Annotated in this window: 26 protein-coding genes; 15 read left to right on the top strand and 11 right to left on the bottom strand. The window is 71.8% G+C overall.

What is annotated here, in order from left to right:
• Positions 1-14: 14 nt before the first annotated feature.
• Entirely contained in the window at positions 15-2,072 is a 2,058-nt protein-coding gene (locus AAHG09_RS22540; RefSeq protein WP_342109738.1) for a methyl-accepting chemotaxis protein, read from the bottom strand.
• Between the two features lie 101 nt (positions 2,073-2,173).
• Positions 2,174-2,533 carry a winged helix-turn-helix transcriptional regulator gene (locus AAHG09_RS22535; RefSeq protein WP_342109737.1) on the bottom strand — a complete coding sequence of 120 codons (360 nt, stop codon included), beginning with the start codon at positions 2,531-2,533 and terminating at the stop codon, positions 2,174-2,176.
• Positions 2,534-2,641: 108 nt separating this feature from the next.
• Between AAHG09_RS22535 and AAHG09_RS22530 the strand changes: the two genes are divergently transcribed.
• Together AAHG09_RS22530 and AAHG09_RS22525 are read left to right on the top strand one after the other, a co-directional pair.
• Positions 2,642-3,661, top strand: coding sequence for a zinc-binding alcohol dehydrogenase family protein (locus AAHG09_RS22530; protein ID WP_342109736.1), 1,020 nt, complete (start codon positions 2,642-2,644; stop codon positions 3,659-3,661).
• Between the two features lie 10 nt (positions 3,662-3,671).
• Positions 3,672-4,097: a cupin domain-containing protein gene (locus tag AAHG09_RS22525; RefSeq protein WP_342109735.1), complete on the top strand. Its 426-nt coding sequence runs from the start codon at positions 3,672-3,674 to the stop codon at positions 4,095-4,097.
• A 154-nt stretch (positions 4,098-4,251) separates the two neighbouring features.
• On the opposite strand, the gene AAHG09_RS22520 is transcribed toward AAHG09_RS22525, so the two are convergent.
• The 3 genes from AAHG09_RS22520 to AAHG09_RS22510 are packed head-to-tail and all read right to left on the bottom strand — an operon-like array spanning position 4,252 to position 6,040.
• Positions 4,252-5,430 carry an MFS transporter gene (locus AAHG09_RS22520; protein WP_342109734.1) on the bottom strand — a complete coding sequence of 393 codons (1,179 nt, stop codon included), beginning with the start codon at positions 5,428-5,430 and terminating at the stop codon, positions 4,252-4,254.
• Between the two features lie 57 nt (positions 5,431-5,487).
• Complete coding sequence (locus tag AAHG09_RS22515) at positions 5,488-5,778, bottom strand: type II toxin-antitoxin system RelE/ParE family toxin (protein ID WP_342109733.1); 291 nt, start codon at positions 5,776-5,778, stop codon at positions 5,488-5,490.
• Complete coding sequence (locus AAHG09_RS22510; protein ID WP_342109732.1) at positions 5,771-6,040, bottom strand: type II toxin-antitoxin system ParD family antitoxin; 270 nt, start codon at positions 6,038-6,040, stop codon at positions 5,771-5,773. Before AAHG09_RS22510 ends, AAHG09_RS22515 begins: the two co-directional genes overlap by 8 nt.
• Positions 6,041-6,336: 296 nt before the next feature.
• Between AAHG09_RS22510 and uvrA the strand changes: the two genes are divergently transcribed.
• The 8 genes from uvrA (at position 6,337) to AAHG09_RS22470 (ending at position 16,893) form a co-directional block, all read left to right on the top strand.
• Positions 6,337-9,465 (top strand): excinuclease ABC subunit UvrA, encoded by a 3,129-nt coding sequence (uvrA, locus tag AAHG09_RS22505; RefSeq protein ID WP_342109731.1) that lies wholly within the window; start codon positions 6,337-6,339, stop codon positions 9,463-9,465.
• Positions 9,466-9,978: 513 nt separating this feature from the next.
• The gene (locus AAHG09_RS22500; RefSeq protein ID WP_342109730.1) at positions 9,979-10,992 is read left to right on the top strand and encodes a transporter family protein; all 1,014 of its coding nucleotides are present in this window, start codon (positions 9,979-9,981) and stop codon (positions 10,990-10,992) included.
• Between the two features lie 235 nt (positions 10,993-11,227).
• Positions 11,228-12,202: a S1C family serine protease gene (locus tag AAHG09_RS22495; protein ID WP_342109729.1), complete on the top strand. Its 975-nt coding sequence runs from the start codon at positions 11,228-11,230 to the stop codon at positions 12,200-12,202.
• A gap of 168 nt (positions 12,203-12,370) precedes the next feature.
• On the top strand, positions 12,371-12,637 hold the full coding sequence (locus tag AAHG09_RS22490; protein ID WP_342109728.1) for a GCG_CRPN prefix-to-repeats domain-containing protein: 267 nt from the start codon (positions 12,371-12,373) through the stop codon (positions 12,635-12,637).
• A gap of 269 nt (positions 12,638-12,906) precedes the next feature.
• On the top strand, positions 12,907-13,053 hold the full coding sequence (locus AAHG09_RS22485) for a DUF1127 domain-containing protein (protein ID WP_091717789.1): 147 nt from the start codon (positions 12,907-12,909) through the stop codon (positions 13,051-13,053).
• An 86-nt stretch (positions 13,054-13,139) separates the two neighbouring features.
• Positions 13,140-14,561, top strand: coding sequence for a methylenetetrahydrofolate--tRNA-(uracil(54)-C(5))-methyltransferase (FADH(2)-oxidizing) TrmFO (gene trmFO / locus AAHG09_RS22480; RefSeq protein ID WP_342109726.1), 1,422 nt, complete (start codon positions 13,140-13,142; stop codon positions 14,559-14,561).
• A 185-nt stretch (positions 14,562-14,746) separates the two neighbouring features.
• On the top strand, positions 14,747-15,964 hold the full coding sequence (locus AAHG09_RS22475; protein ID WP_342109725.1) for a Zn-dependent hydrolase: 1,218 nt from the start codon (positions 14,747-14,749) through the stop codon (positions 15,962-15,964).
• A 245-nt stretch (positions 15,965-16,209) separates the two neighbouring features.
• On the top strand, positions 16,210-16,893 hold the full coding sequence (locus AAHG09_RS22470) for a glycosyltransferase family 2 protein (RefSeq protein WP_342109724.1): 684 nt from the start codon (positions 16,210-16,212) through the stop codon (positions 16,891-16,893).
• A gap of 54 nt (positions 16,894-16,947) precedes the next feature.
• Here the strand turns inward: AAHG09_RS22470 and AAHG09_RS22465 are convergent, their stop codons facing one another.
• On the bottom strand, positions 16,948-17,667 hold the full coding sequence (locus tag AAHG09_RS22465; protein ID WP_342109723.1) for a CatB-related O-acetyltransferase: 720 nt from the start codon (positions 17,665-17,667) through the stop codon (positions 16,948-16,950).
• A 360-nt stretch (positions 17,668-18,027) separates the two neighbouring features.
• On the opposite strand from AAHG09_RS22465, the gene AAHG09_RS22460 reads away from it, so the two are divergent.
• The 3 genes from AAHG09_RS22460 to AAHG09_RS22450 are packed head-to-tail and all read left to right on the top strand — an operon-like array spanning position 18,028 to position 20,570.
• The gene (locus AAHG09_RS22460) at positions 18,028-18,651 is read left to right on the top strand and encodes a PadR family transcriptional regulator (RefSeq protein ID WP_342109722.1); all 624 of its coding nucleotides are present in this window, start codon (positions 18,028-18,030) and stop codon (positions 18,649-18,651) included.
• A 30-nt stretch (positions 18,652-18,681) separates the two neighbouring features.
• Positions 18,682-19,599 (top strand): glycosyltransferase family protein, encoded by a 918-nt coding sequence (locus AAHG09_RS22455; RefSeq protein WP_342109721.1) that lies wholly within the window; start codon positions 18,682-18,684, stop codon positions 19,597-19,599.
• Positions 19,596-20,570 (top strand): glycosyltransferase family 2 protein, encoded by a 975-nt coding sequence (locus AAHG09_RS22450; RefSeq protein WP_342109720.1) that lies wholly within the window; start codon positions 19,596-19,598, stop codon positions 20,568-20,570. Before AAHG09_RS22455 ends, AAHG09_RS22450 begins: the two co-directional genes overlap by 4 nt.
• Here the strand turns inward: AAHG09_RS22450 and rutD are convergent.
• From rutD to rutA, 4 genes are all read right to left on the bottom strand, one after another.
• On the bottom strand, positions 20,530-21,336 hold the full coding sequence (gene rutD / locus AAHG09_RS22445; protein WP_342109719.1) for a pyrimidine utilization protein D: 807 nt from the start codon (positions 21,334-21,336) through the stop codon (positions 20,530-20,532). The genes AAHG09_RS22450 and rutD overlap by 41 nt on opposite strands.
• A complete protein-coding gene (gene rutC / locus AAHG09_RS22440) occupies positions 21,333-21,719 on the bottom strand; it encodes a pyrimidine utilization protein C (protein WP_342109718.1) in 387 nt (128 codons plus the stop codon). Before rutC ends, rutD begins: the two co-directional genes overlap by 4 nt.
• Positions 21,720-21,833: 114 nt before the next feature.
• A complete protein-coding gene (gene rutB / locus AAHG09_RS22435; RefSeq protein ID WP_342109834.1) occupies positions 21,834-22,595 on the bottom strand; it encodes a pyrimidine utilization protein B in 762 nt (253 codons plus the stop codon).
• The gene (gene rutA / locus AAHG09_RS22430; protein WP_342109833.1) at positions 22,595-23,689 is read right to left on the bottom strand and encodes a pyrimidine utilization protein A; all 1,095 of its coding nucleotides are present in this window, start codon (positions 23,687-23,689) and stop codon (positions 22,595-22,597) included. Before rutA ends, rutB begins: the two co-directional genes overlap by 1 nt.
• Before the next feature lie 513 nt (positions 23,690-24,202).
• On the opposite strand from rutA, the gene AAHG09_RS22425 reads away from it, so the two are divergent.
• A complete protein-coding gene (locus AAHG09_RS22425) occupies positions 24,203-24,616 on the top strand; it encodes a DUF4864 domain-containing protein (RefSeq protein ID WP_342109717.1) in 414 nt (137 codons plus the stop codon).
• A gap of 48 nt (positions 24,617-24,664) precedes the next feature.
• Here AAHG09_RS22425 and AAHG09_RS22420 read toward each other — a convergent pair whose 3' ends face one another.
• Positions 24,665-25,054, bottom strand: a complete 390-nt coding sequence (locus AAHG09_RS22420; RefSeq protein ID WP_342109716.1) for a hypothetical protein — start codon at positions 25,052-25,054, stop codon at positions 24,665-24,667.
• 213 nt (positions 25,055-25,267) lie between these two features.
• Between AAHG09_RS22420 and thrC the strand changes: the two genes are divergently transcribed.
• On the top strand, positions 25,268-26,680 hold the full coding sequence (gene thrC, locus AAHG09_RS22415; RefSeq protein WP_342109715.1) for a threonine synthase: 1,413 nt from the start codon (positions 25,268-25,270) through the stop codon (positions 26,678-26,680).
• Positions 26,681-26,724: the final 44 nt, after the last annotated feature.

Below are 26,724 nucleotides of genomic sequence, written 5' to 3'. Positions count from 1 at the left end.
CGGGGCCCCTCCCCTCAGGCCGCCCGCACCCGGTCCAGGAACCCCGCCACGGCGTCGCGCAGGGCGCCCGCCTGCCGGGCGAGGTCGCCCGCCGCCTGCAGCACCTGGGCCGAGCCCTGGCTCGCCGTACCGGCCGCCTCGCCCACGCCCGCCATGTGGCCCGAGACCCCGCGGGTATCCTGCGCGGTCTGGGCCGTGGTCCGGGCGATCTCGGCGGTGGCCGCGCCCTGCTCCTCGACCATGGCGGCGATCTCGGCACCAATCCGGGCGAGGTTGCGGATCACCCCGGTGATGCCGCCGATCGACCGGACCGAGGCCTCCGTGGAGCCGGTGATCTCCGCGACCTTGGCGCCGATCTCCCCGGTGGCCCGGGCGGTCTGATCGGCCAGCGCCTTGACCTCGGCGGCGACCACCGCGAAGCCCCGGCCCGCCTCGCCGGCCCGGGCCGCCTCGATCGTAGCGTTGAGCGCGAGCAGGTTGGTCTGCCCGGCGATCTGCGAGATCATCGCGACGATCTCCCCGATGCTGCCGGCGGCCTGCGCGAGGCGGCGGATCTCCCCCGCCATGCCGTCGGCGTCCCGGGTCGCGGCGGCCGCGAGATCGGCCGAGGACCCGACCTGCACGCCGATCTCCCGCACCGAGGCGGTGAGCTCTTCGGTGGCCGCCGCCACCGTGTCGGCCGAACGCGCGGCCGAATCGGCCGATGCCGCCACCGCCCGGCCGAGGTCGGTCGTGTCCTGGGCGGCCCGGGCCATGCCGTGCGCGGAGGCCTCCAGCTGGGCGGCCGCCGCCGAGACCGCCTCGACGATGCCGCCGACCTGGCGCTCGAAACTGTCGGCAAGGCCGAGCGCCACCGCGCGCTGGGCCTCGGCATTCTCGGTGGCGAGACGTTCCTGCGCGACCCGGGCGGCGCGGCGCTCGGCGACGCTGTCGCGGAACGCCCCGGCGGCCGCGGCGATCGCCCGGACCTCGCGCGGGCCGCCCGACGGGATCGACAGATCGGCCGCGTCCTCCGTCTCCTCATCCCGGCCGATCGCCGTCAGCACCGCGGCCATCCGCCCGAGCGGCCGGGCGATCGCCGTGCCGAGCCAGACCGCGAATCCGACCGAGAGGGCGAACAGGGCCAAGCCCCCCGCGCCCCACAGGGTCAGCATCCGGTCGGCCCGGGCGCGCACGGCGCCGGCGGCCGCCACGAGATCGGCGGTCAGCCGGTCCTCCACGCCCTTCAGGGCGTCGATGCGCTGCGTGGCGAGGCGGAACCAGGCAGGCGCGTCGCGGAACGCGAGCGGCGTGCCGGGGATCGTCTCCTGGGCGGCCTGGCGCAGGCGTGCCACTTCGCGGGCCGGCTCCGTCGCCTCCGCGGCGTCGAGCAGGGCGGCCTGGGGCGGCTCGGCCCCGGCCCGGAACAGGCCGGCATAGGTCGCCTGCTCGGCCGAGAGGGTGACGAGCCGGCGCGCGGCCGGAAGGTCCAGGCTGCCCGACGCGAAGGCCGCGGCGGCCGCCGCCCGCTCCTGGCCGGCGGCCTCCTTCAGCGCCAGGAAGGCCGCGTAGGCGTTCGCCCGGGCGGCGAGGCCGGCCTCGTCGATCACCCCGCCCATCGCCCGCACGAGGCCGAGCCCCTCGCCGATCAGGCCGGTGTAGAAGCGCGCCGCCTCGGGCGCGCTCGGCGTCAGGGCGTCCACCGCCCGGCGCTGGGCCGCGAGGCCCGCCAGCGCCTGGGTGAAGCCCGCCCCGCGGGCCGCGAAGGCCGGGCCGAAGCCCGTGGCGGCCGTCATGGCCTCCGGCAGCCCCGCCAGCGCCGCGTCGGTGCGCCCGCGCTGGGCGGCGAGCTCCGGCCCGAACTGCGCGCCCTTCGCCCCCAGGAACAGGCTGGAGGCGCCGCGCTCGCGCTGGGCCTCGTGCACGAAGGCGCTGATCCGCGAGGCGAGGCCGACGAGGCTCTCCACCCGGTCCATCTCGGCGCGGCGCGCCCACTGGTCGGAGACGGCCAGACCCGCCGCCCCCGCGAAGGCCAGGCAGGGGGCGAGCGCCACCGCCAGGATGCGGGCGCGGAGCGAGGATAGGAGAATCATCGGAAGATCTGCAAGGGTTCGGCAGGTGACTGTTTACCATCCCGCCCAGTGCTGAACATCCGGTTAGGGTTCTCGGTGTTCTTCGGCTTGGGTCTGCCGCATTAAGCAGCGTCTTGCACGGTATTTGCCCGATCGGTGTGCAGATCGCCCCAGATCTTCAGGGCGCGGATGACAGGTTCCAGGGAGCGCCCGCGCTCGGTCAAGCTGTATTCCACCTTCGGCGGGACCTGCGCGTAGACCATGCGCGTGATCAGGCCGTCCGCCTCCATCTCGCGCAACTGATTCGTGAGCATCCGCTGCGTCACGCTGGCGAGCCGCCGCCGGATCTCGCTGAACCGCAGGGTCCCCTCCAGCAGGTGATACAGGATCACGCCCTTCCACTTGCCGTCGATGAGCCGGAGGGTCGCCTCGACGGCGCAGCCGGGGCTGCAGCTGCCGGTATGGCGGCGGGTGCGGGGCATGGGGTCCTTCCACGGTATCATTTCCGGCACTATGGGCCTTTTATGTGCGCCCTTGCGCCCCGTGAAGGCGGACGGCATCTCTCCGGCGCTGAGCCAGAGGAGGCCGCGATGCGCGCCGTCGGATACCGCAAGTCCCTGCCGATCACCGATCCCGAAGCCCTGGTCGCCCTCGACCTGCCGCAGCCGGAGCCCGGCCCTCGCGACCTGCTGGTGAAGGTCGAGGCGGTGTCGGTGAACCCGGTCGACACCAAGGTCCGGCGCCGGGCCGAGCCGGAGGCGGGCGGCGCCAAGGTCCTGGGCTGGGACGCGGCCGGCACCGTCGCCGCCCTCGGCGCGGAGGTTCAGGGCTTTTCCGTCGGCGACGCGGTGTTCTACGCGGGCGACCTGACCCGGCCGGGGACCAACGCCGAATACCATTGCGTCGATGCCCGCATCGTCGGACACAAGCCGAAGAGCCTCGACTGGGCGCAGGCCGCCGCCCTGCCGCTCACCGCGATCACCGCCTGGGAGACCCTGTTCGATCGGCTCGACGTGGGCAAGCCGGTGCCGGGCGCAGCCCCGGCGCTCCTGATCGTCGGCGGCGCGGGCGGCGTCGGCTCGGTGGCGATCCAGCTCGCCCGGGCACTCACCGACCTCACCGTGATCGCCACCGCGTCGCGGCCCGAGACCGCGCACTGGTGCCGGGATCTCGGCGCCCACCATGTGGTCGACCATGCCAAGCCCCTGGCGGCGGAGGTGGCGGCCCTCGGCCTCGGCGCGCCGGGCCTCGTCTTCTCCACCACCAACACCGACGCCCATCTCGGGGAGATCGTGGAGCTGATCGCCCCGCAGGGCCGCCTCGCCCTGATCGACGATCCGGAGCAGCTCGATGTCGGGCTCCTCAAGCGCAAGAGCCTGTCGCTGCACTGGGAGTTCATGTTCACCCGCTCGCTGTTCGCCACCGCCGACATCGCCGCCCAGGGGGCGCTCCTCGACGAGGTCGCGCGCTTGGTTGATTCCGGGCGCCTGCGCACCACCCTGGGGGAGCATTACGGGCGGATCGACGCCACGAACCTGACGCGCGCCCACGCGCTGATCGAGAGCGGGCGCGCCAAGGGCAAGATCGTGCTCGAAGGGTTTGCCGATTGAGGAGGATGGGATGGCGGACGCGGCGGGGACCGGCCTCTTCGACGTGACGGCGCTGGCGGCGGCCCTGCCCGACAGCGCCCGGACGCTCCTGGTCGACACCTACCTGACCGACCGGGAGGCGGCGAGCGCCCGGGTGTTCCGGATCTACCGGCCGACCCCGCCGCACTATCACGCCACCTGCGACGAGTACCTCTACTGTTTGTCGGGCCGGGGCCGGGTCTGGCTGGGCGATCCGGCCGCCGAGACGGCGTTCGGGCCCGGCCAGCTCCTGTTCTTCGAGAAGGGCACGGTCCACGCGATGCCGGCGCTCGAGCCCGGGGACCCGGTGGTGTTCCTGTCGATCGACACCCCCCGGCGGGCGCCCACCGACATCATCTTCGTGAACCCGGAGGACGGGACGCCCGCCACCTTCATGGCGCGCAACGCGGAGGCGTGAGCTTCGAGGATCTTGGGTTCCCAAAGGGCTCCGCCCTTTGGCGGGTTGTCAGGGCAGAGCCCTGACTGCCTTCGGGCGCAGCCCGACACCAGGGCTCTGCCCTGGACCCGCGAAAGGTCCCGACCTTTCGAAACCATGACCGGGGATCGGGCGCTCAGACTCGCAGGGAGCGCCCCGTCGCCGCCACGCCGAGGAGCAGGGCCGCCACGAGCAGGAGGGCGCCCGGCAGGCCGAGCGCCTGCGCCACGAAGCCGATCAGGGCCGGGCCCGCCAGCACGCCGGCATAGCCCAGCGTCGTGACCGCCGGCACCGCCACGCGCGCGGGCATCGCGGTCTGGCGGCCCGCCGCGGTGAACAGGACCGGGACGATGTTGGCGCAGCCCGCCCCGACCAGGGCGTAGCCGGCGAGCGCCGCCTCCCAGGACGGGACGACCACCGAGAGCGCGAGCCCCGCGGCCGCCAGCAGGCCGCCGAGGACCACCACCCGCCCCCGGCCGAGCCGGGCCACGATCGCGTCCCCGCCGAGCCGGCCGGCCGTCATGGTGACCGAGAAGGCCGCGTAGCCGAGCGCCGCCCAGGCCGGATCGAGGCCCCGCTGCTGGATCAGGAACACGGCGCTCCAGTCGAGGGCGGAGCCCTCGGTGAGGAACACCACGCCGCAGAGCAGGCCCAGGACGAGCACCGGGCCCCGGGGCAGCGCGAAGGCGGGACCATGGCTCCCCCCGCCCCGCTCCGCCCGCAGGATGCCGGGCCAGGCCGCCGCGAACAGGGCCGCGATGCCCCCGACCAGCAGCAGCACGCTCCCGCCCGCCCCGAGCCCGGCGGCCAGGAGGGCGCTGGCGATCAGCGCCCCCAGGATGCAGCCCAGGCTGTAGAGCCCGTGGAAGCCCGACATCATCGGCCGCCCGCCGGCGCGCTCCACCGCGACGGCCTGCAGGTTCATGACGCAATCCACCGCCCCCATCCCGGCGCCGAACAGCAGCAGCGCGAGGGTGAGCGGGACGAGCCCGGAGGCCAGGGCCAGCACCGGCAGGGCGAGGCCGAGCGCCAACGTGCCGGCGAGGAGGACCGGCCGGTATCCGAGCCGCGCGGCCGCCGCCCCGGCGCTCGGCATCGCCAGGAGCGAGCCGATCCCGAAGGTGAGGAGCAGCAGGCCGAGCCCGGCCTCATCGAGGCCGGCGCGGTCCTTCACCAGCGGCACCAGGGGTGCCCAGGTGGCGTTGGCGATCCCGACGATCAGGAACAGCAGCCGCGTGGACAGGCGCTGCCGGGCTGCGGCGCGGTTATCGGAACCGCGGAGGGCGGCCGGGTCGGTCGCGTCGCGCGTTGGCATCGGCACCTGTCGATGGAGTCGCGTCTCAGGGGTGAGGCGGCGCAGCGATAGCCCGCGCTACAGGTCGAGCCCCCTCACGCTGCGGCCGTGGATGATGGCCAGGATCAGGACACCGCCCTCCGCCGGCTCGTACAGGATGACGTGCGCGGCGTATTCGTGGCGGTGCACGCCGGGCCGGATCGCGTCGGCCTTCCGGCCCATGCGGGGATTGTCGGCACGGAGCTGGAAGACATGTTCCAAGTCGCCGACATAGGCTTCCGCTTGTCGGATACCGAACTGCCGGTAGCCGAAGGCGGCGATGTCGAACAGATCCGCTTCAGCCCGCGCCGTGAGGGTATAGTCACTCATCCAGCGGTCGATCAGACTGCGCGTGCTTCCTGGCCCGGGCGAGGATTTCGGGGACCTTGCGGCGGCTTGGTTCTCCGGCGCGGGCCTCGTCGACGATCCGGCGCAGATCCTCGAGCGTCAGTTCTGTCTGGGCGCGCCGCTCGCGGTCACGGCGCACGAGGTCGCGGACGTAATCGCTTGTGCTGGCATAATCGCCCTGTTTGATCTGCGCCTCGATCCACTCCTTCATCGGGTCGGGCAGGGAAATCGTCATGGTCGCCATGGGGCCTCCATCGTCTGCCCGGAAGAATCACGCTTCCGACGATAAGCATGTTTCACAAATTCTCTTATAGGCCGGGGCGTCGATGACTGCATCCGTCGTGCCGCCGCACGGAGCGGTTGCCGCCGTACGCGTTTCGTTCTAGCAAGGGCGGCGCATGACGGGCCTGTGTCCCGCCGGCCGCATCTTGCCGTAGGCCCCCTCGGGCTCGACATGAGCCGGAGCGGCGGCTGGCCCGCGCGCGAATCCGTCCGACTTCGTCGATGCCTCGGTCGACGCCGCGAAAGACCGCCGCCCTCATGGCCAAAGCCCAAGCTGGAAGTCGTGCCCCAGGTCGTGCCGCAAGCCGCGCCGGCGCCGCGCAAGCCGCGCCCAAGGCTGCCGTCAAAGCCCCTTCCAAAGCCCCTCCGAAAGCCCCGGCGACCGCCAAGGAGGCCCCGTCCAAACCGGTTCGCGCGAAATCCAGCCCCCCCGGCGCCCGGAACGAGGCTGCCATCGACGCCAAGCTGGAGGCCCTGTTCGACGCCGCCCCGGCCCCCATCGAGGACCGGCGGGTCATCGCGGTCCGCGGCGCCCGGGAGCACAATCTCAAGAACGTCGATCTGACCATCCCGCGGGACAAGCTCGTCGTGTTCACCGGGCTGTCGGGCTCGGGCAAGTCGTCGCTCGCCTTCGACACGATCTACGCCGAGGGGCAGCGCCGCTACGTCGAGTCGCTGTCGGCCTATGCCCGCCAGTTCCTGGAGATGATGTCGAAGCCCGATGTCGACCAGATCGACGGGCTGTCGCCGGCCATCTCCATCGAGCAGAAGACCACCTCCAAGAACCCCCGCTCCACCGTGGGGACGGTCACCGAGATCTACGACTACATGCGCCTGCTTTGGGCGCGGGTCGGCATCCCCTACTCGCCCGCCACCGGCCTGCCGATCGAGAGCCAGACCGTCCAGCAGATGGTCGACCGGGTGCTGGAGCTGCCGGAGAAGACCCGGCTCTACCTGCTCGCCCCCGTGGTCCGCGGCCGGAAGGGTGAATACAGGAAAGAGATCGCCGAGTACCAGAAGAAGGGTTTTCAGCGCCTGCGCGTCAACGGCGAATATTATGCCATCGACGATGTCCCGAAGCTCGACAAGAAGTTCAAGCACGACATCGACGTGGTGGTCGACCGCATCGTGGTCCGCGCCGATATCGGCTCGCGGCTGGCGGATTCCTTCGAGACCGCGCTGGACCTCGCCGACGGCATCGCGGAGGTCGTGTTCGCCGACGCCCCCGAGGGCGAGACGCCCCGGACCATCACCTTCTCGTCGCGCTTCGCCTGCCCGGTCTCGGGTTTCACCATCGCGGAAATCGAGCCGCGGCTGTTCTCGTTCAACAACCCGTTCGGCGCCTGCCCGACCTGCAGCGGCATCGGCCACGAGATGCGGATCGACCCCGAGCTGGTGATCTCCGATCCGGCCCTCAGCCTGAAGCGCGGCGCGGTCGGCCCCTGGGCGAAGTCGACCTCGCCGTATTACGGCCAGACCCTCGACGCGCTGGCCGAGCATTTCGGCTTCAAGACCGGCGTGCCCTGGCAGAGCCTGTCGGACACGGCCCGCAGCATCGTGCTGTACGGATCGGGCAAGCAGGCGATCCGCTTCGCCTACGACGATGGCTTGCGCAAATACACGGTCAACAAGCCGTTCGAGGGCGTGATCCCGAACCTGGAGCGCCGCTACAAGGAGAGCGATTCCGACGCCGTCCGGGAGGAGATCGGCCGCTTCATGAGCGAGACGCCCTGCGCCACCTGCGGCGGCAAGCGGCTGAAGCCCGAGGCGCTCGCCGTGAAGGTCGCCATGGCGGACATCGCCGATGTCACGGCCCTCTCGGTCTCCGAGGCGCATCGCTGGTTCTCGGAGCTGCCCGAGAAGCTGACGGCCAAGCAGAACGAGATCGCGGTCCGGATCCTGAAGGAAATCCGCGACCGGCTGAGCTTCCTGGTGGATGTCGGCCTCGAATACCTGACGCTCGCCCGCGGCTCCGGCTCGCTCTCGGGCGGCGAGAGCCAGCGCATCCGACTGGCCTCCCAGATCGGCTCGGGGCTCACCGGCGTGCTCTACGTGCTGGACGAGCCGTCCATCGGCCTGCACCAGCGCGACAACGAGCGGCTGCTCGGCACGCTCAAGCGCCTGCGCGACCTCGGCAATTCGGTGATCGTGGTCGAGCACGACGAGGACGCGATCCTGCAGGCCGACTACGTGGTCGATGTCGGCCCGGGCGCGGGCATCCACGGCGGCGAGATCATCGCGCAGGGGACGCCCGCCGAGGTGCTGGCCAACCCGGCCTCGCTGACCGCCAAGTATCTCACCGGCGCGATGTCGGTGCGCACGCCGACGGCGCGTCGCAAGGGCCGGAAGGGCAAGCTCGGGCTGTTCGGCGCCCGGGGCAACAACCTCAAGGACGTCGACGTCGAGATCCCGCTCGGCACCTTCACCTGCATCACCGGCGTCTCGGGGGGCGGCAAGTCCACCCTGGTGATCGACACGCTCTACAAGGCGGTGGCCAAGAAGCTGAACGGCGCCCTGGAGCACCCGGCCCCCTACGGGCGGCTGGAGGGGCTGGAGCACCTCGACAAGGTCATCGACATCGACCAGTCGCCGATCGGGCGCACGCCGCGCTCGAACCCCGCCACCTATATCGGCGCCTTCACGCCGATCCGCGACTGGTTCGCGGGCCTCCCCGAGGCCAAGGCGCGGGGCTACCAGCCGGGGCGCTTCTCGTTCAACGTGAAGGGCGGGCGCTGCGAGGCCTGCTCGGGCGACGGCGTCATCAAGATCGAGATGCACTTCCTGCCCGACGTCTACGTCACCTGCGACGTCTGCAAGGGCAAGCGCTACGACCGCGAGACCCTGGAGGTGAAGTACCGGGCCAAGTCCATCGCCGACGTGCTCGACTCCACCGTCGAGGAGGCGGCCGAGCTGTTCAAGGCGGTGCCGGCGATCCGCGACAAGCTCGAGACCCTGAAGCGGGTCGGCCTGCACTACGTCCATGTCGGCCAGCAGGCCACCACCCTGTCGGGGGGCGAGGCGCAGCGGGTGAAGCTCTCCAAGGAGCTGTCGAAGCGCGCCACCGGCCGCACCCTCTACATCCTCGACGAGCCGACCACCGGCCTGCACTTCCACGACGTCGCCAAGCTCATGGAGGTGCTCCACGAGCTGGTCGACCAGGGCAACACGGTGGTGGTGATCGAGCACAACCTCGAAGTGATCAAGACCGCCGACTGGGTGATCGACATGGGTCCCGAGGGCGGCGACGGCGGCGGCCGGGTGGTGGCGCAGGGGACCCCGGAGGAGATCGCCCGGTCCAAGGCCAGCCACACCGGCCGGTTCCTGCGGGAGGTGCTGGAGCGGCGGCCCGCCCCGCAGGCCGCCCCCCGCCGCAGCGCCGCCGAGTAGCCGGGCCGGCGCTGGCCGGCGCGGCAGTTTTTGCCGGGTGCCGGCCGGGACCGGTCCGCGCGGGCGGTGATTCGAGCCGTCGCCCGGCGCTCCGCGCGCGTGCGGACCCGTCCGGCCGCCGATCCGGCGCCATTCCGGACCGCTCCGCCCCGTTCGGCCTCCTGCCCGATCCTCCGCCCGGGCTTGCCGGATTCTCCCGCGACGGGCGGTTACAACAGCTTGACCATTCAACGATATTTTGCCGGATGGGGCCTCCGGAGGCGGCCTGTGGACAGTGTTGCATCGCCGCAAAAATGCGGCTTTTGGGCAACGGTTGGGCTGGTTCTGGCAATTCAGCGAGCATTCCACTGTCTTTCCGAGGGTCTCTGTAGAATAGTCGCAGACGTTGAGACGGGCAGGCTCCGTGGGGGCGCTCGGCAGATCCGAAGCCGGCAGCCGCGATAGGCGAGCAGACCGGCAAGGAAATGCCGGATGCGGGACGGACGCCTTGGGACCTTGGGAAGGAATGAGAAAATGATGAAGCACTGGCTCGCGGCCGGATCGGTCGCGCTCACGGTCGGCATGACCTCGACGATCGCGCAGGCGCAGACCACGACGGTGCCGGGCGAGCAGGTCGGCCTCGCGGTCGGCGCGCCGCTGCCGGAAGGCATCTACGCCATCAACACGTTCACCTACCGCCGCACCGATGGCCGGAACGATCCCGATACGGCCGTCAACATCCCGGTCCTGGTCTGGTCGACCCCGTTCGTGCCGTTCGGCGGCCGCGTCGAGCTGCTCGTGGCGCCCCCGACCGTGTTCGCCTTCACCCGCAACGCAGCGGGCACGCCCAACAAGGACATCTCGATCAACGTCGGCACCTTCGTCGGCGGCATCTGGGCCTTCGACCTCGGCAGCAACTTCGGCGTCAGCTTGCTCGGCGGCGTGTACCTGAACGACCTCGACGGCGACCGCGGCTCGCTGTTCAACGGTGGCTTCCGTCAGAACGCGCTCTCGCCCTACGGCGTCAGCCCGGTCGGCACGCCGGTCCTGCCGCAGCTCTCCTCGAACACCTACCGCTTCGGCATCGCCGGCAGCTACACCGGCGACGGCTGGAACATCACCGGCAACCTGACCGCCAACATCTACGACTCGCCCGGCCGCTTCCCGGGCCAGGTCGGCGCCGCCATCGGCCCGCTGCGCTTGTCGGACTCCCTGAACTTCGACATCACCGCCACGAAGAAGTTCGGCAACTTCGAGATCGGCCCGGTCGCCTACGGCACGTATAACTTCGACGTCAGCCAGTACAGCGCGGCCTTCAACAACCGAGGCCGGTTCGCGGTCGGCGGCCTCATCGGCTACGACTTCAAGATCTTCACCGTTCAGGCCTACGTCGCCCGCGACGTCGTGACCGGCGCGACCCTGACCAACGCGTTCGGCCGCACCCGCAGCGACTACTCCACGGACGGCTGGATCCGCTTCATCGTCCCGCTCTACTCGCCGGCCCCCGCCGCTTCGCCGATCCCGGCGCCGCTGGTCCGCAAGTACTGAGACGCGCGAAACCCGGTCCCCGCCGCGCGGGGACCGGACGCCCGCGATGGACCGCCCGGCCCCGGCCGGGCGGTCCTCTTCGTTTTCACCCCTGCGGCAATGGGGCGGGGGGCGTCCTGCAGGGTGTCGCGGGCGGCCTGGACATCCTATCTTGTCGTCTTTCGCGCATCCGGCTCCGGCCCGGGTGCGGATGAGCGCAGGACGCTCGGCGCAGGATTCTCGGCGAAGGACTCTCATGGCGACGCAGGGCGAGTGGAAGATCCCCGCGCAGGCCCAGCCGCGGCCCGCGGATTACGGCTACGACCTCGACCGGGCGCTCTCGGCGGTGCTGGCCCTGTCGACGCGGGTGCCCGACGGCGCCTTCACGGCGGAGACGCTGGGCACGGAGCGCGCCGGCAACGGCGTGGTGATCCGCGAGGACGGCCTCGTGCTCACCATCGGCTACCTCGTGACCGAGGCCGAGAGCGTCTGGCTCACCACCCGGGATGGCCGCTCGGTGCCCGGCCACGTCCTCGGCTTCGACGCCGCCACCGGCTTCGGCCTCGTCCAGGCGCTGGGCGACCTCGGCGTGCCGGCCCTGCCGCTCGGCCGTTCGGCCGGGCTGCGGACCGGCGACCGGGCGGTGCTGGCGGGGGCGGGCGGGCGCCAGCGCTGCGTCGCCGTCGAGGTGGTCGCCCGGCAGGAATTCGCGGGCTACTGGGAATACGTCCTCGACGAGGCCCTGTTCACCGCCCCCGCGCACCCGCACTGGGGCGGCACCGCGCTGATCGGGCCGCAGGGCGAATTGCTCGGCATCGGCTCGCTGCAGCTGCAGCAGGGCGGTTCGGGGAGCGCGCGCCCGATCAACATGGTGGTGCCCATCGATCTGCTGCCGCCGATCCTCGACGACCTCGCCACGCGCGGCCGCGCGAACCGGCCGCCGCGCCCCTGGCTCGGCCTCTACGCCACGGAGAGCGAGGAGGGCATCGTGGTGATGGGCCTGGCCGATGGCGGCCCGGCCGAGACCGGCGGGCTCCAGGCCGGCGACGTGATCGAGGCCGTGGCGGGCGAGCCGCTGGCGGACCTCGCCGCCCTGTTCCGCAGCGTCTGGGCGCTCGGCGAGGCGGGGGTGCGGGTTCCGCTCACCATCCGCCGCGACGGGCGTGGCGTGAAGCTCGCCCTGGTCTCCGCCGACCGGGAGACGTTCCTGCGCACGCCCTCGCTGCACTGACGCCACGAAACCGGGGCGGGGAAACCGCCACGGTCCGCGCGGCGTTGCCCGAATGCTGCCGCGAGCCTGTACCCGATACAACCTTGGGCTCAGCGTCGGTTCAGGCGGCGGAGCCGAATCTCCCTCGACCGGCTGCCGATCCGCCGGAGGACGAGAGGAGATCCAGTCATGACGTTTCTGAGCGCGCCGCGCGCGAAGGCGCTCGTTATGGCCGCCGCGATCGCCGGTGGCCTCGGGCTTGCCGGTTCCGCCCAGGCGGCCGGGGGCTGCGGCCCCGGCTTCCACCCCAATCCCTGGGGCATCTGCCGCCCGAACTGGGGGCCCCGCCCCTACGGCCACTGGCGGCGGCCGGTCTATTACGGCGGCTACGGCTACGCGCGGCCCCGCCCCTATTACCGACCCTACGGCTTTTACGGCCCGCGCCCGTTCTACTGAGGCGCGACTCGACCGGTCCGACAGACAGGGCGCTCCATCGGCCGATGGGGCGCCCTTCGCGTATGCGGTGCGTTCCACATGCGCACAAAGAATGACCATTCGGAAAGGTTGCCGAGATCTTAAGCGGGTTATGCGATCACTGCAGGGCTGATGCTTGACCTTTCGACTCCTGCTGCGTTGCAGCGGGCTTATATGTGCATTGCACCAACAAGAGGCACCGATGCGCATCGATGCGCCACCGGATGCCCGAACAGAGGTCAAAGCATAACATGTCCGCCGCCCGTAGCGTCCTGAGCCGCGTCCGCGCCTATCTCCGGTACCGCGACACGGTCACCCAGCTCTCCCGCCTCTCGGATCGCGATCTGGCCGATCTCGGCATCAACCGCAGCGAGATCCGCGGCATCGCCCGCGTCTGATCCCTGAGAGCGCGCGCAGTTCGCAAGACTCCATCGAAGGACCGCCGCCCGTTGATCCGGGCGGCGGTCCTTCGCTATTCTCAGGCATGACACAGACCATCCACATCGTCGGCGGCGGCCTCGCCGGGTCCGAGGCCGCCTGGCAGGTGGCCGAGGCCGGCCATCGCGCCGTCCTTCACGAGATGCGCCCGGTGCGCGGCACCGAGGCCCACCAGACCGATGGGCTGGCCGAACTGGTCTGCTCGAACTCCTTCCGGTCGGACGATCCCGAGGGCAACGCCGTCGGGCTGCTGCACCAGGAGATGCGCCGGCTTGGCTCGCTGATCATGCGGGCGGCCGACGCCAATCAAGTGCCGGCCGGCGGGGCGCTGGCGGTGGACCGCGAGGGATTCTCCGCCGCGGTGACCCGAACGCTGGAGCAGCACCCCAACGTGACGCTGGTGCGCGGGGAGGTCGAGGGCCTGCCGCCGGAGGAATGGGGACCCTGCATCGTCGCCACCGGCCCGCTGACCGCACCGGCCCTGGCCGAAGGCATCCGCGGGCTGACGGGCGCCGAGTCCCTCGCCTTCTTCGACGCCATCGCGCCGATCGTCCACCGCGACTCGATCGACATGGACGTGGCGTGGTTCCAGTCGCGCTACGACAAGCCGGGCCCCGGCGGCACGGGGGCCGACTACCTCAACTGCCCGATGGACCGCGCGCAGTACGAGGCCTTCGTGGCCGCCCTCGTGGCGGGCGACAAGATCGGGTTCAAGCAGTGGGAGGGCACGCCCTATTTCGACGGCTGCCTGCCCATCGAGGTGATGGCCGAGCGCGGGCCCGAGACCCTGCGGCACGGCCCGATGAAGCCCGTGGGCCTCACCAACCCGCGTGACCCGCTGGTCAAGCCCTGCGCGATCGTCCAGCTGCGCCAGGACAACGCGCTGGGCAGCCTCTACAACATGGTGGGTTTCCAGACGAAGCTGACCTACGCCGAGCAGATGCGGATCTTCCGCACGATCCCCGGCCTGGAACGGGCCGAGTTCGCCCGCCTCGGGGGCCTGCACCGGAACACCTATCTCGATAGCCCGCGCCTGCTCGACGCCACGCTCCGGTTGAAGGCCCGCCCGGCCTTGCGCTTCGCCGGCCAGATCACCGGCTGCGAGGGCTACGTGGAGAGCGCGGCGGTCGGGCTGATGGCCGGCCGCTTCGCGGTGGCCGAGGCGGCGGGGCACCCGCTCGCCCCCCTGCCCCAGACCACGGCGCTGGGCGCGCTGATCGCCCACATCACGGGCGGCCATGTGGAAGCCGATGGCGAGGCCAACGCCCCGCGCTCGTTCCAGCCGATGAACGTGAATTTCGGCCTGTTCCCGCCCCTGGCGCAGGCCCCGCGCAACGAGACCGGCCGGCGCCTGCGCGGCCCCGAGAAGGCGGCCCTCAAGAAGCGCACCTTGACCGACCGGGCCCGGGCCGACCTCGCCGCCTGGATGGCGCAGCCGGCGGACCGGACGCCCGTCGCGGCCGAGTAGCGCCAAGTCCCGGGATTCAAAAGGGCGAGCCCTTTTGCGGGTGCAGGGCGGAGCCCCGCTGGGCTTGGGCGAAGCCCAATGTCGGGGCCCTGCCCCGACACCCCGCCAAAGGGCTTGTAGCCCTTCGGAAACCCGGATCTGCGCACGGGCCTTGCACGGTCCGGATGTAAAACCCCGGGAACCGCATGACCGAGATCGACACCCAGGCCTTCCTGGCCGACCTGTATGAACTGCGCGAAATCGGCCGGTTCCGCACCGGCGTCCACCGGCCGACCTTCTCGGCCGACGACATGGAATCCCGCCGCTGGCTGATGGCCAAGCTGGAGGCCTGCGGGCTGGCGGCATCCATCGACGGGATCGGCAACGTGCTCGGGCGCCATCGCGGCCCCGGCCCGCATCTGCTGGTCGGCAGCCATATCGAGACCCAGAACGAGGCCGGCTGGCTCGACGGGGCGCTGGGGGTCGTCGGCGGGGTGGCACTGGCCCGGGCCGGGCTGCCGGTCGACGTGGTCGCCTTCGCGGACGAGGAGGGGCATTTCTCGGGCGGCTTCCTGGGCAGCCGCTCGGCGATCGGCGACCTCACCGAGGCCGAGATCGACGAAGCCCGCAACCGCACCGACGGCACGCCCCTGCGCGACGCCCTGCAGGCCGCCGGCCTCGCCGGCCTGCCCCGGATGCGGCTCGATCCCGGGCGCTACCGCGGCTTCCTGGAGATGCATATCGAGCAGGGCACGCAGCTCGAATCGGCCGGGCTGCACCTCGGGGTGGTGAGCGGCATCGTGGCGATCTGGCAGTTCCGGATCGTCTTCGCAGGCAACCAGGACCATGCGGGCGGCACCACCATGGCGGAGCGCCGGGATGCGGGTCTCTCGGCGGTCCGGCTGCTCGCGGCGATCGACCGGGCGTTCCCGACAGTCTGCGGCCCGCGCAGCACCTGGACCACGGGGCGGATCACCCTGGATCCCGGCGGCTACAGCATCATCCCGGGTCGGGCGGAGGTGTTCTTCCAGTTCCGCGACGTGGCGATGCCGGTGCTGGAGCGGATGGAGGCCTGTCTGGAGGCGCTGGTGCGCGAATCGAACCGGCGCGAGCGCTGCCCCGCCACGCTGACGGCCCTCTCCAAGGCGATCCCCGCCCCCTGCGACCCGGACCTGATGCGCGCCCTGTCGGAGGCCGCCGAACAGGTCTGCCCGGGCGGCTGGCAGGTGATGCCGTCGGGCGCGGGCCACGACGCCCAGAACGTCGCCCGGATCCTGCCGGCCGCGATGCTGTTCGTCCCCTCGATCGGCGGCATCAGCCACCATTGGGCGGAGGATACCAGCGATGCCGATCTGGCGCTGGGGGTGCGGGCGCTGGGGGCGGCGGCGGTGAGGAGGCTTTCGCTGCCGGCCGAGGCGGGCTGAGCGTCGCGCCCGAACGGGCGGGCGCAGGCGTCCCAGGAGCCCCCCTACAGCTTCGGGACAGCTTCGCGTTCTAGAGATCGGGACGCACTTCCGTCCCGACAACTGGATTTTATGCCGAGCAGCGATCGGATGAGGCTGAGACGAAGGATTAGCCTGTGCAACGGGCCTGTTTTCGCTCGGCATTGTGGTTTCGGCGTTCGTAGGCCATGAGCCTCGCTGTCGTTACACCGTATTACCGTGAGGACTTGGCAGATCTGCTGTCCGCCCATCAGAGTGTGCTCCAGCAGGACATTCAAGTTCGGCACATCATGGTGGCGGACGGGTATCCGAAGCATCTCGTCGGCTTGTGGGCCTGCGAGCACATCGTCCTGCCGTCGGCCCATCGGGATGCGGGCAACTTCGCGCGCGGTGTGGGCGCGCTCCACGCCTTTCAGACCGGCGCCACCCATGTCTGCTTCCTGGATGCCGACAACTGGCTTGAGAGCCGTCACGTCTCGAGCCTTCGCGACCAGATGGTGCTGTCCGGAGCCGAGATCGGTGTGTCCCGGAGGATGCTGCGGCGTCTCGATCGCAGCCTCCTCGATCCGCTCGATTGGGAGAGCGACGGCACCCAGTTCGCCGATACGGGAACGATGATGCTGGGCCGCGCGGCCGTCGAGATCGCGGCCCTGTGGGCGACGCTGCCGGTCGAACTCAGCGGCGCTGGTGATCAGGTCCTCTGGGCTGCGATCAATGCGCGGGGCTTCCGGATCGCCCGGACGGAACTGGCGACGATGAATTACAAGACGAAATGGGCGGTCCACTACACCGGGCGCGGTGAGCCGGCCCCCGATGGAACGGTCGGACTCGGCTACGTGCACGCGGCGACAGCGTACTGGAAGGCGCTTCCGGAGACCGACCGGCACCGTCTCCTGCATGGCCGGTCCTGAGGCGGCCGCCTCCGCCCCTGGCGGACGGAGGGGCGGGCCGCCGCAATTGGATCCTCACCCCCCCGGCACCAGGGACCGGAGCGGAATCAACTCCGGCCGGTATTCCTGCATCCCGCCGGCAATCCGCTCCTCCACGGCGTCGAGGAATTTCTCCGGGTCGGTGATCGAGCACTGGCGCAGGTCCCAGAAGGCGTAGCGCCACCATTGCACCTTCAGGTAGCGCTCGATCAGGGCGTCGGGGAAGCGCATCTTCACCACCCGGGCCGGGCTGCCGGCCACGATCGCGTAGGGCGGCACGTCCTTGGTCACCACCGCCATGGCGCCCACCACCGCCCCGTCGCCGATCGTGATGTCGGGCATCAGGAAGGCGCCGTGGCCGATATAGACATCGTTGCCGATGCGCACGCGCTTGGGCCACAGATAGGGCCCGCAGATCTCGTAATCCTCCGCCCGGGGATCGGCGCGGTCGAACACCGCCGAATGGTGCGTGTAGAACAGCGGCGAGGTCGAGCCGCATTGGACCGGGTGGCTGCCGCGCCCCATCTGCACGCTCTCGCCGATCGAGCAGTAGCGGGCGATGTCGGCGCCGAAATAGTAGCCGCTCACCGCGTACGAGAACGCCCCCATGGTGAGGCAGTAATCGACCCCCATCCACTTGATGCTGCACGGCGGCTCGAAGGTGCAATCCTCCGGCAGGCCGAACGGCGCCGGATGCAGCACCGAGATGCCCCGCCGCAGCATCTCCTGTTTCATGTCCTCGTTGACGGAGATCATGCGGCGTCCTCGTCGATGGGGCGTTGGATCCTGGCCGGCGCCCGATCGGAGCCGCGGCGCGGGCCGGGCCTCCGTGCAGACGCGTTCACCGCGGGCCGTCCCGGCGCGCGGTCGCCGCGCGGATCTCGGATCGAATCATGGGTGACGGTCGGGGCAAGTCGGATGCGCAGGGCCAAGGGTAACGGTGAGCCGCCGCACTAACCGAACCGGCAGAGCGCGTAAACCGTGGGCCATCCCGTGAAGCCGCCGCCCCAACCGGCCGTTCCCGCCATCGCACGGCTCGCGTCGCCGGTCGGTCCTTGCAGACGAGGGAGTTCCGATATATCGATAAAAACGACATATCGGAACTGAGTCGACGCCATGCATCCCGACTTTCCGGACCCCTTCCATGCCGATCCCTTCGACGCCTACCGCTTCCGGGCCCATCGCGGCCCGATGGGCGGCGAGCACCGGGGGCGGCACGGGCATCCCGGCCGCGGACCCGGCGACCGCCGGATGTTCGGCCGCGGCGGCCGGGGCGACCTCGCCCGCTTCTTCGCCCATGGCGACCTGCGGCTCGTGATCCTCCACCTGATCGCCGAGAAGCCCCGGCACGGCTACGAGATCATCAAGGCCATCGAGGAGCGGGTCGGCGGCGCCTACAGCCCGAGCCCCGGCACGGTCTACCCGACGCTGACGCTGCTGGAGGAACTCGGCCACGTCACGGTGACCCCCGGGGAGGGCACCAAGCGGCTGCACGCGATCACCCCGGAGGGCCAGGCCGTCCTCGACGGCAACCGCCCGACCCTGGAGGCGATCCTCGCCCGGATGGCGCAGGCCGAGGCCGCCCGGGGCGACGGCCCGCCGCCCTCCCTGGTGCGCGCCAGGGAGGGGCTGAAGCTCGCCCTCCAGATGCGCCTCGCCCGCGGGCCGCTCAGCCCCGAGCAGGCCGCCGCCATCACGGCCGCCCTGGAGGCGGCGACCGCCGCGGTGGAGCAGGCGTGAGGCGCCGTGCTCCGCACCGGAGCCGGCACGGTGTCTGATCCACGATCCAGCCGCCTCGCCCTCGGGGTGACCCTGTTCCGGCCGCGCCCGGATCAGGTGGAGCGTGTCCTCACCCAGGCCGCGCTCGCGGGCGCTACGGTGATCGCCTTCGACAATGGCGGCCTTTCGGCTGCGGACGCGGCACGTCTTGCGCGCGCCGGCGTGAGGCTGCTGTCGGCGGGGCGCAACGTCGGCATCGCGGCGGCGCTCAACCGGATCGCGGCGGCGGCTCGCGAAACGAGGGCGGAGACGCTCCTGCTCCTCGATCAGGATGCCGAGCCGCCTGAAAACCTCGCCGCCGGGCTGCTCGCCGCCCGCGGAGCGCTGCGGCGGGCCGGGATCCCGACCGCGGTGGTGGCGCCGGCGCCGGCGCCGGCGGCCGGCCACAAGGCGCCCGCCACGCCGCGCCGCCCCGGCGTCCCGGACCATGGCGCCCTCGCCCCGGTGCAGTTCCTGGCGACCTCCGGTTCGTTGATCGATCTCGCCGCGTTCGACCGGGTCGGCCCGTTCCGGGCCGATTTCTTCATCGACGGGGTCGAGCTCGAATGGTGCTTTCGCGCCTGGAGCCTCGGCTACGGCTGCTATTGCGCCCGCGACGTCGGGATCCCCCACCGGGTCGGCGGCGGGGTGATCCGGGCCTTCGGGATCGCGATGCCGCGCCAGCCCCTGTTCCGCATGGCGACCTACCTGCGCAACGCGGTCTACGCGTGGCGCCTGCCCCACGTGCCGTTGCGCTGGAAGCTCGCCCAGGCCGCCTACCTGCCGCTCCAGGCCGGGCTGTACTGGGCCGATTCGGGCTGGCGGCCCGCCGTGCTGCTGCGGCTCCTCGGGGCCGCCCGCGACGGCGTTCTCGGCCGCCTCGGGCCGCCCGAGGATCTGCCCCGAGATCTGCAGAAGGACCCGCCGTGACCGGCCGCCCCGCCCTCCCCCCGGTCCTGGACGTGGTGATCGTCAACTGGAACGGGGGGGCGCTGCTGCGCGCCTGCCTCGCGAGCCTCTCGGCCGCGCGGGAGGCCGAATCCGTGCAGGTGATCGTGGTCGACAACGCCTCGACCGACGGCTCCACGGAGAACCTGCCGCCCCTGCCCCGCCCGCTCCGGCTGATCCGCAATGCGGAGAATCGCGGCTTCGGCCGGGCCTGCGACCAGGGCGCCGCCGCGGGCGCGGCCCCCGCGATCCTGTTCCTCAATCCCGACACGCAGGTCGAGCCCGACGCCCTTGGGCAGGCCCGGGCCGCGCTGACGGCCGATCCGCGGACCGGGATCGTCGGCGCCCGGCTGGTCGATCCCGACGGGCGGACGGCCCGCTCCTGCGCCCGGGCGCCCACGGCGCTCGGCCTCCTCGGCCGCGCCCTGGCGCTCGACCGGCTGGGCCTCGTGCCCCCGCACTTCCTCCTCGAATGGGACCACGCGGAGGATCGCGCCGTCGATCAGGTGATGGGCGCCTTCCTGATGATCCGCCGCGACCTGTTCCAGGCGCTCGGCGGGTTCGACCCGCGCTTCTTCGTCTACTGGGAGGATGCCGACCTCTGCACCCGCGCCCGGGCGGCGGGGTTTGCCGTGTTGCACGTGGCGGGGGCGGTCGCGCATCACCTCGGCCAGGGCACGACCCGGCAGGTGCGGGCGCGGCGGCTGTTCTACTTCCTGCGCAGCCAGATCCTCTACGCCGGCAAGCATCACGGCGCCGCCGCGGCCCTGGTGCTGATCGCGGCGAGCTTCTGCGCGCAGGTGCCCCTGCGGCTCGCCCTGGCCCTCGTCCACCGCTCTCCGGCCGAGGCCGCCGAGGTGCTGCGCGCGGCCGCCCTCCTGGCCGCAGCCCTGCCGCAGCTCGCAGGCTTGCTCATGCGGGGCGATCGAGGAAGTCCAGCAGGTCCCGGTTGAAGGCTTCCGGACAGGTCACGCTGTGGGCGTGGCCGCCCTCGGGGGCGAGGGCGAGGCGGGCCCGGGGCAGCGCCACCGCGAGGCGCTCGGAGCGCGTGTAGGGCACCAGCACGTCGTCCCGGGCGGCCATCACCAGGGTCTCGTGCGGGATGCGCCCGAGCCGGTCGGCGATGGCGAAGCGCTCCAGGGCGCCGATGCGCGTGAGCACGGTCTCGGCCCCGGGGAAATGCGCCAGGGCGTGGGCCTCGTCGGCCGCGACCCGCGCGGCCTGCGCGGAGAGCCAGGGGGCCGGGTACAGGAAGATCGCCTGCGCCCGCACGAAGGCCTCCGGCCCGCCCCCGGCCAGGATCGCCCGGCGGGCCGAGAAGCAGCGGCGGGTGGCCGGGTCCAGGGTGTCCCAGCCGTTGATCACCACGATCCGCCCGACCCGCCCGGGCGCGGCGAGCGCCATCTGCAGGGCGATCAGGCCGCCCAGCGCATGACCGACCACGTCGGCGCGGTCGATCCCGGCCGCGTCCAGCACGCAGAGCGCGTCCCGGGCCATGGCGGGGATGTCGTGGTCCGGGTCGAGCCGGTCGGGCGACCGCCCGGTCCCGCGATGGTCGTAGGTCACCACCCGGAAGCGCGCCGTGAGCGCCGCCATCTGCGGCGCGAAGTACCCGGCCCCGCCGCCGAGCCCCGGCGAGAGCAGCACCGGCCGCCCGTCCTCCGGGCCCGCCACCGCGTGATAGAGCGGAGCCGCGCCGGGGCTTACCGGATGGCTCACCGGCCGAGATGCGCCACGGAGGCGATCTCCACCAGCGCGTCCGGCTTCACGAGGCCGCACTGGATGCAGTAGCGCGCCGGCTTCTCGCCCGGGAAATACGCCGCGTAGACGGCGTTGATCGCCGCGTAGTCGGCCCAGTCCTTCAGGAAGACGTGGTTGAAGGTGACGTCGTCCATCGTGCCGCCCGCGGCCTGGACCACGCCCTTGATGGTCTCCAGCACGTGGCGGGTCTGGGCGGCCGCGTCGCCGGCATGGACGACGTTGGCCTCCGCATCCAGCGGCAGCGTGCCCGAGACGTACAGCACGCCGTCGGCCAGCGTCCCGGGCACGTAGGGGGCGAGCGGCTTGCCGGTCCCCGGCGGAATGACGACCTGCTTCGGCATGCCCGTGCGCGCTCCCGTTCGACCTGTCGGCCGGGCCGGGCAGGCCACGCGGGAGGCGCCGCATCGGGCGGCGCGCCTGCACCCTGCCGGTCACCGGCCGGGTGCGGGATGCACTTATTCGGCCATATCGGGGCCGGACTCATCAACCGCGGCGTGTGAGACCGGTCCGAGGGCGGCCTCGAACGACGCGACGTCCGAGACCCAGCCGAAGAAGGTCTCGATATTGGCGAGCGCCCCGTGGTGCAGGCTCTCCGGCCCGGCCTGATGCGTGGCGTCGGCCAGCACGATGCCGAAGTATTCCCGGTGGAACCCGTCCCGCAGGGTCGATTCCACGCAGACGTTGGTGGCGATGCCGGTGAAGACCAGCGTGTTGATCCCCCGGGCGCGCAGCATGCTGTCGAGGGGCGTGTTGTAGAAGCCGCTGTAGCGCGGCTTGCCGATCGTCAGGTCGCCGGGCTCCGGCTTCAGGGCGTCGACCAGGGCGTAGTCCCAGGAGCCCTTGGCGAGGAGCTGCGCGTTCCTCTCCGGCTTCCGCCGCATGGTCTTGAGGGCGTTGGACTTGTGCCAGTTCGGCGAGCCCGGGCCGCCCGCCTCCACGTAGTCCGGATCCCAGCCGTTCTGGAACCACAGGATCCGGATGCCGGCCGCCCGGGCCGCCGCCACGGCCCGGGCGATCTGCGCGATCACCGGGCCGGTGCCCGACACGTCGAAGCCCGCGAGGTCGAGGTAGCCGCCCGGGCTCGCATAGGCGTTCTGCACGTCCACCACGATCAGCACCGTGGCGGCGGGATCGAAGGCGATCGGCTCGGGCCGGGCCGGCAGGACGGTGCTGCCGTGGCGGCCCTGGGGATCGCGGTATCCGGCGGGGGCGTCCATCACGCGACCTCTCCCAGCCGCGCCGTGGCGACGTGCCGGCGCGTGCGCATCAGCGGCTGGATCCGGGTCCCGAAGGCGTCGAGACCCTTGAGGAAATCGTCGAACACGAGCAGCACGCCCTCCACCCCGTCGATGGTCATGATCGCGTCGAGCATCGCCGCCACGGTGGCATAGCTGCCGACCAGGGTACCCATGTTGAGGTTCACCGCCGAGGCGGGGTCGGCGAGCTGGCGCACGTTGGTGTCGCCGCCGGACTTGGTGTCGGCCGCGCCCTGGAGGCCGAGCCACGCGATCGCCTCGGCATCGGCCCCGGCCCGGTAATGCGCCCAGGTGGCCATCGCGGCGGCGTCGGTCTCGTCGGCGATGATCATGAACAGGGCGTAGCAGGTCACCCGTCGGCCGGTCCTGGCGCTCGCCTCTGCGAGCTTCTCCACCACGGGGGCGAAGGCGGTCGGCGTGTTGACCCCTTTCCCCAGGCAGAAATTGTAGTCGGCGTATTGCGCCGTGAAGGCGAGGCCCGCCCCGCTCTGGCCGGCGCAGATGATCTTCATCGGCGCCTGCGGCCGGGGGCTCAGCCGGCAATCGTTCATCTGGAAATACGTGCCCTTGCGGTCGCTGGCCCCGGTCTCCCACAGCTCGCGCAGGATCTGAGCGTACTCGGACAAGTAGTCGTACCGATTGGCGAAATGCGCGTCGCCGGGCCACAGGCCCATCTGGTCGTATTCCGGTTTCTGCCAGCCGGTGACGAGGTTCACGCCGAAGCGCCCGTCGGAGATCGAATCGATGGTCGCCGCCATGCGGGCGACGATGGCCGGCGGCAGGCACAGGGTCGCCGCGGTGGCGAACAGCTTGATCCGGCTGGTGACGGCGGCGAGCCCCGCCATCAGGGTGAAGGATTCGAGGTTGTGGTCCCAGAACTCGGTCTTGCCGCCGAAGCCGCGCAGCTTGATCATCGACAGGGCGAAGTCGAGCCCGTAGCCCTCGGCCTTCAGGGTGATCGCCTTGTTGAGCGCGAAGCTCGGGCGGTATTGCGGGGCGTTCTCCGAGATCAGCCAGCCATTGTTGCCGATCGGGATGAACACCCCGACGCTCATGGCCTGTGATCCGCCCGGTGCCGCCCCGGCGGGATTCTCCGGGGCCGAAGGTCCCGTCTCGGCCGCACTCTGCGTCATCGCTCTGCACTCCGCGCGACTCCGACTCGCAGCGGGCCGCGTCGGCCGGAGGGTTGCAAAACCGGGATGGGGAATCAAACCCGCGGCGGCGATTCGGCGGAAAAATGCTTCTCTTTTCAGCGACTTGCACAATCGGAGCGCGATGCCTGCCCAGCGCGTTCGCGCTTAGGGCGCTCTCTGCCGAACGGGACGCCGGTTCGGCGCGAGAATGCGCGTCACGAGCGCGCGTCCCGAAGGCCCTGGCCGGGCACGCTTGTAACGCCATCGGGCGTGGCCCCGTCGGTGAGGCCTGCCGCGGCGGCGAAGTCAGGCTTCGCGCGGCCATCCGGCGACACGTCGACGTATCGGGCCGTGTCCCGATTGCCGCCGCCGGGTCGAATACCATCTTCACGGGGCGATGACGGATATCGGACCCATCCAGCTGGAGTGACATCGATGCGCGTGTTGCCCGCCCTCCTCCTCGTCTTCGGCCTCGCGGGACCGGCGGCGTCCGACGACGCCGCCCGCGCGGCGGCCCAGGCCACGATCACCCGGCAGGTCGAGGCGTTCGGGCGCGACGACGCACCGGCGGCCTACGCGCAGGCGGCCCCGGCGATCCGCGAGCTGTTCCCGAACGCCGACCTGTTCATCGGCATGGTCCGCACCCAGTACCGCCCGGTCTACCGGCACCGCAGCTTCGTGTTCGGCCTGGGCCGGGACACCGGCGCCGACAGCGTGGTCCAGTCGGTGGCGATCCAGGATGAGTACGGCGTCGACTGGACCGCCGAGTACAGCCTCGTCCGGGACGCGGACGGGCAGTGGCGCATCACCGGCTGCCGCCTGATCAAGGCGCCGGGCGCGAACGCCTGAAGCACGAACGTCTGGGGGCCCGTCGCCTCCACGGCGACGGGCCCGGCATCACCGGGGTTCCGGCTTCAGCGTCGTGAGCTTGTCGAGCATCTGCAGGGTGATGTCGGCGCAGGCCTTGGTCGTGTCGTCGTCGGCGCATTTCACGTCGATGCGGGCATCGCCGCGCTCGATGATGAAATGCGCGCCCTTCGGCGGCGGAGGGGGCGGCGGAGGGGGCGGCGGCGGGCCGTCGGGGCCGCGCTGCGGGCCTCCGGGCGGGGGCGGCGCGTCGGCCCCCGGGCCGCGGCGGGGGCCGCCCGGCGGCGGGGGTGGCGGAGCGCCGGCCTCGGGGCCGGGCCGCGGGCCGCCGGGGGGCGGAGGCGGAGGCGGCGCCTGGGCGAAGGCCACGGTGCCGGACAGCAGGGCCGCGACGCCCGCCAGGGCGATGATTCGGGTCATGTCGGCTCTCTTCGACGAGGGATCCATCCCGCCGGCGCGATCGCCGCGGGTCGGCCAATCCATGGGCGGCCTCCGCCGAACCGGCCCTGAACCGCCCCGTTCAGCCCCGGTTAAACCGGCCGCCCCCGGGTGGGCAGACCGGCCGCGCCGCTTTCGGCTTTCGACAGGCCCGCCGGCATCGTGTAGAGGGGGCGCCTTCCCTCGGAGGACCCTGTGCTCCACGTCTCGACTCGCGGCGAGGCCGCGCCGCTCTCGTTCTCGGACGCCCTGCTCGCGGGTCTCGCCCGCGACGGCGGGCTCTACGTGCCGCAGACCTGGCCGCAGATCGGCCGCCCGGAGATCGCCGCCCTCGCCGGCCGGCCCTACGCCGAGGCCGCCAAGCGCGTCCTGCGCCCGCTGATCGACGGCGACGTCGCCGGCCCGGACCTCGACCGGATGATCGATGGGGCCTACGCGACGTTCCGGCATCCGGCGGTCTGCCCGCTGACCCAGCTCGACGACAACCTGTTCCTGCTGGAGCTCTTCCACGGGCCGACGCTCGCCTTCAAGGACGTGGCGATGCAGCTGCTCGGGCGGCTGATGGACCACGTGCTGACCCAGCGCGGCAGCCGCGCCACCATCGTGGGCGCGACCTCGGGCGATACCGGCTCGGCCGCCGTCGAGGCCTTCGGCGGGCTCGACCGGGTCGACGTGTTCATCCTCTATCCGCACGGGCGGGTCTCGGAGGTGCAGCGCCGGCAGATGACCTCGGTGCCGGCCGACAACGTCCACGCGCTCGCCGTCGACGGCACGTTCGACGATTGCCAGAACCTCGTCAAAGCCCTGTTCCAGCACGCAGATTTCGCCGACGCGGTGCGGCTGTCCGGCGTCAACTCGATCAACTGGGCGCGGGTCGCCGCGCAGGCGGTCTACTACTTCACCAGCGCGGTGGCACTGGGTTCGCCCCACCGGCCGGTCTCCTTCGCGGTGCCGACCGGCAATTTCGGCGACGTGCTCGCCGGCTGGGTCGCCAAGCAGATGGGCCTGCCGGTCGGGCGGCTGATGATCGGCACCAACGCCAACGACATCCTGGTGCGGACCCTGGAGCACGGCGCCTACGCGCTGCGCGGCGTGGTGCCCACGACCTCGCCCTCCATGGACATCCAGATCTCCTCGAACTTCGAGCGTCTGCTGTTCGAGGCGCTCGGCCGCGATGCCTCGTCCCTGTCGCGGCTGATGGCCGGGTTGAAGCAGTCCGGCGGGTTCTCGCTGAGCCCCGAGGTGCTGGCCACAATCCGCTCGGAGTTCGACGCGGTGGCGGTGCCGGAGCCCGACGTGATGGAAGAGATCGCCCTGACCCAGGCGGCCACCGGCGTCGTGCTCGACCCCCACAGCGCCATCGGCGTCCGGGCCGGGCGGCGGCTCCTGGAGCAGGATCCGTCCACGCCGGTCGTCGCGCTGGGCACCGCGCATCCGGCAAAGTTCCCGGACGCGGTCGCGAAGGCCACCGGCGGCCTGCGCCCGCCCCTGCCCCCGCACCTCGCCGACCTGATGGACCGGCCCGAGCGCCTGACCCGGGTGGAGAACGACCAGGCCGCCCTGGAGAAGCTCATCCGCGAGCGCGCCCGCATCACGAGGGGTGCGTGAGCTTGGCGCGAGTCGCGCGACGAGCCCCCTCTCCCGAGCGGGAG

It is taken from the genome of Methylobacterium guangdongense (assembly GCF_038442355.1).
Classification (GTDB): domain Bacteria; phylum Pseudomonadota; class Alphaproteobacteria; order Rhizobiales; family Beijerinckiaceae; genus Methylobacterium; species Methylobacterium guangdongense.
The sequence above is the reverse complement of the archived record's forward strand: the minus strand, read 5'-3'. Positions and strand labels throughout refer to the sequence as shown.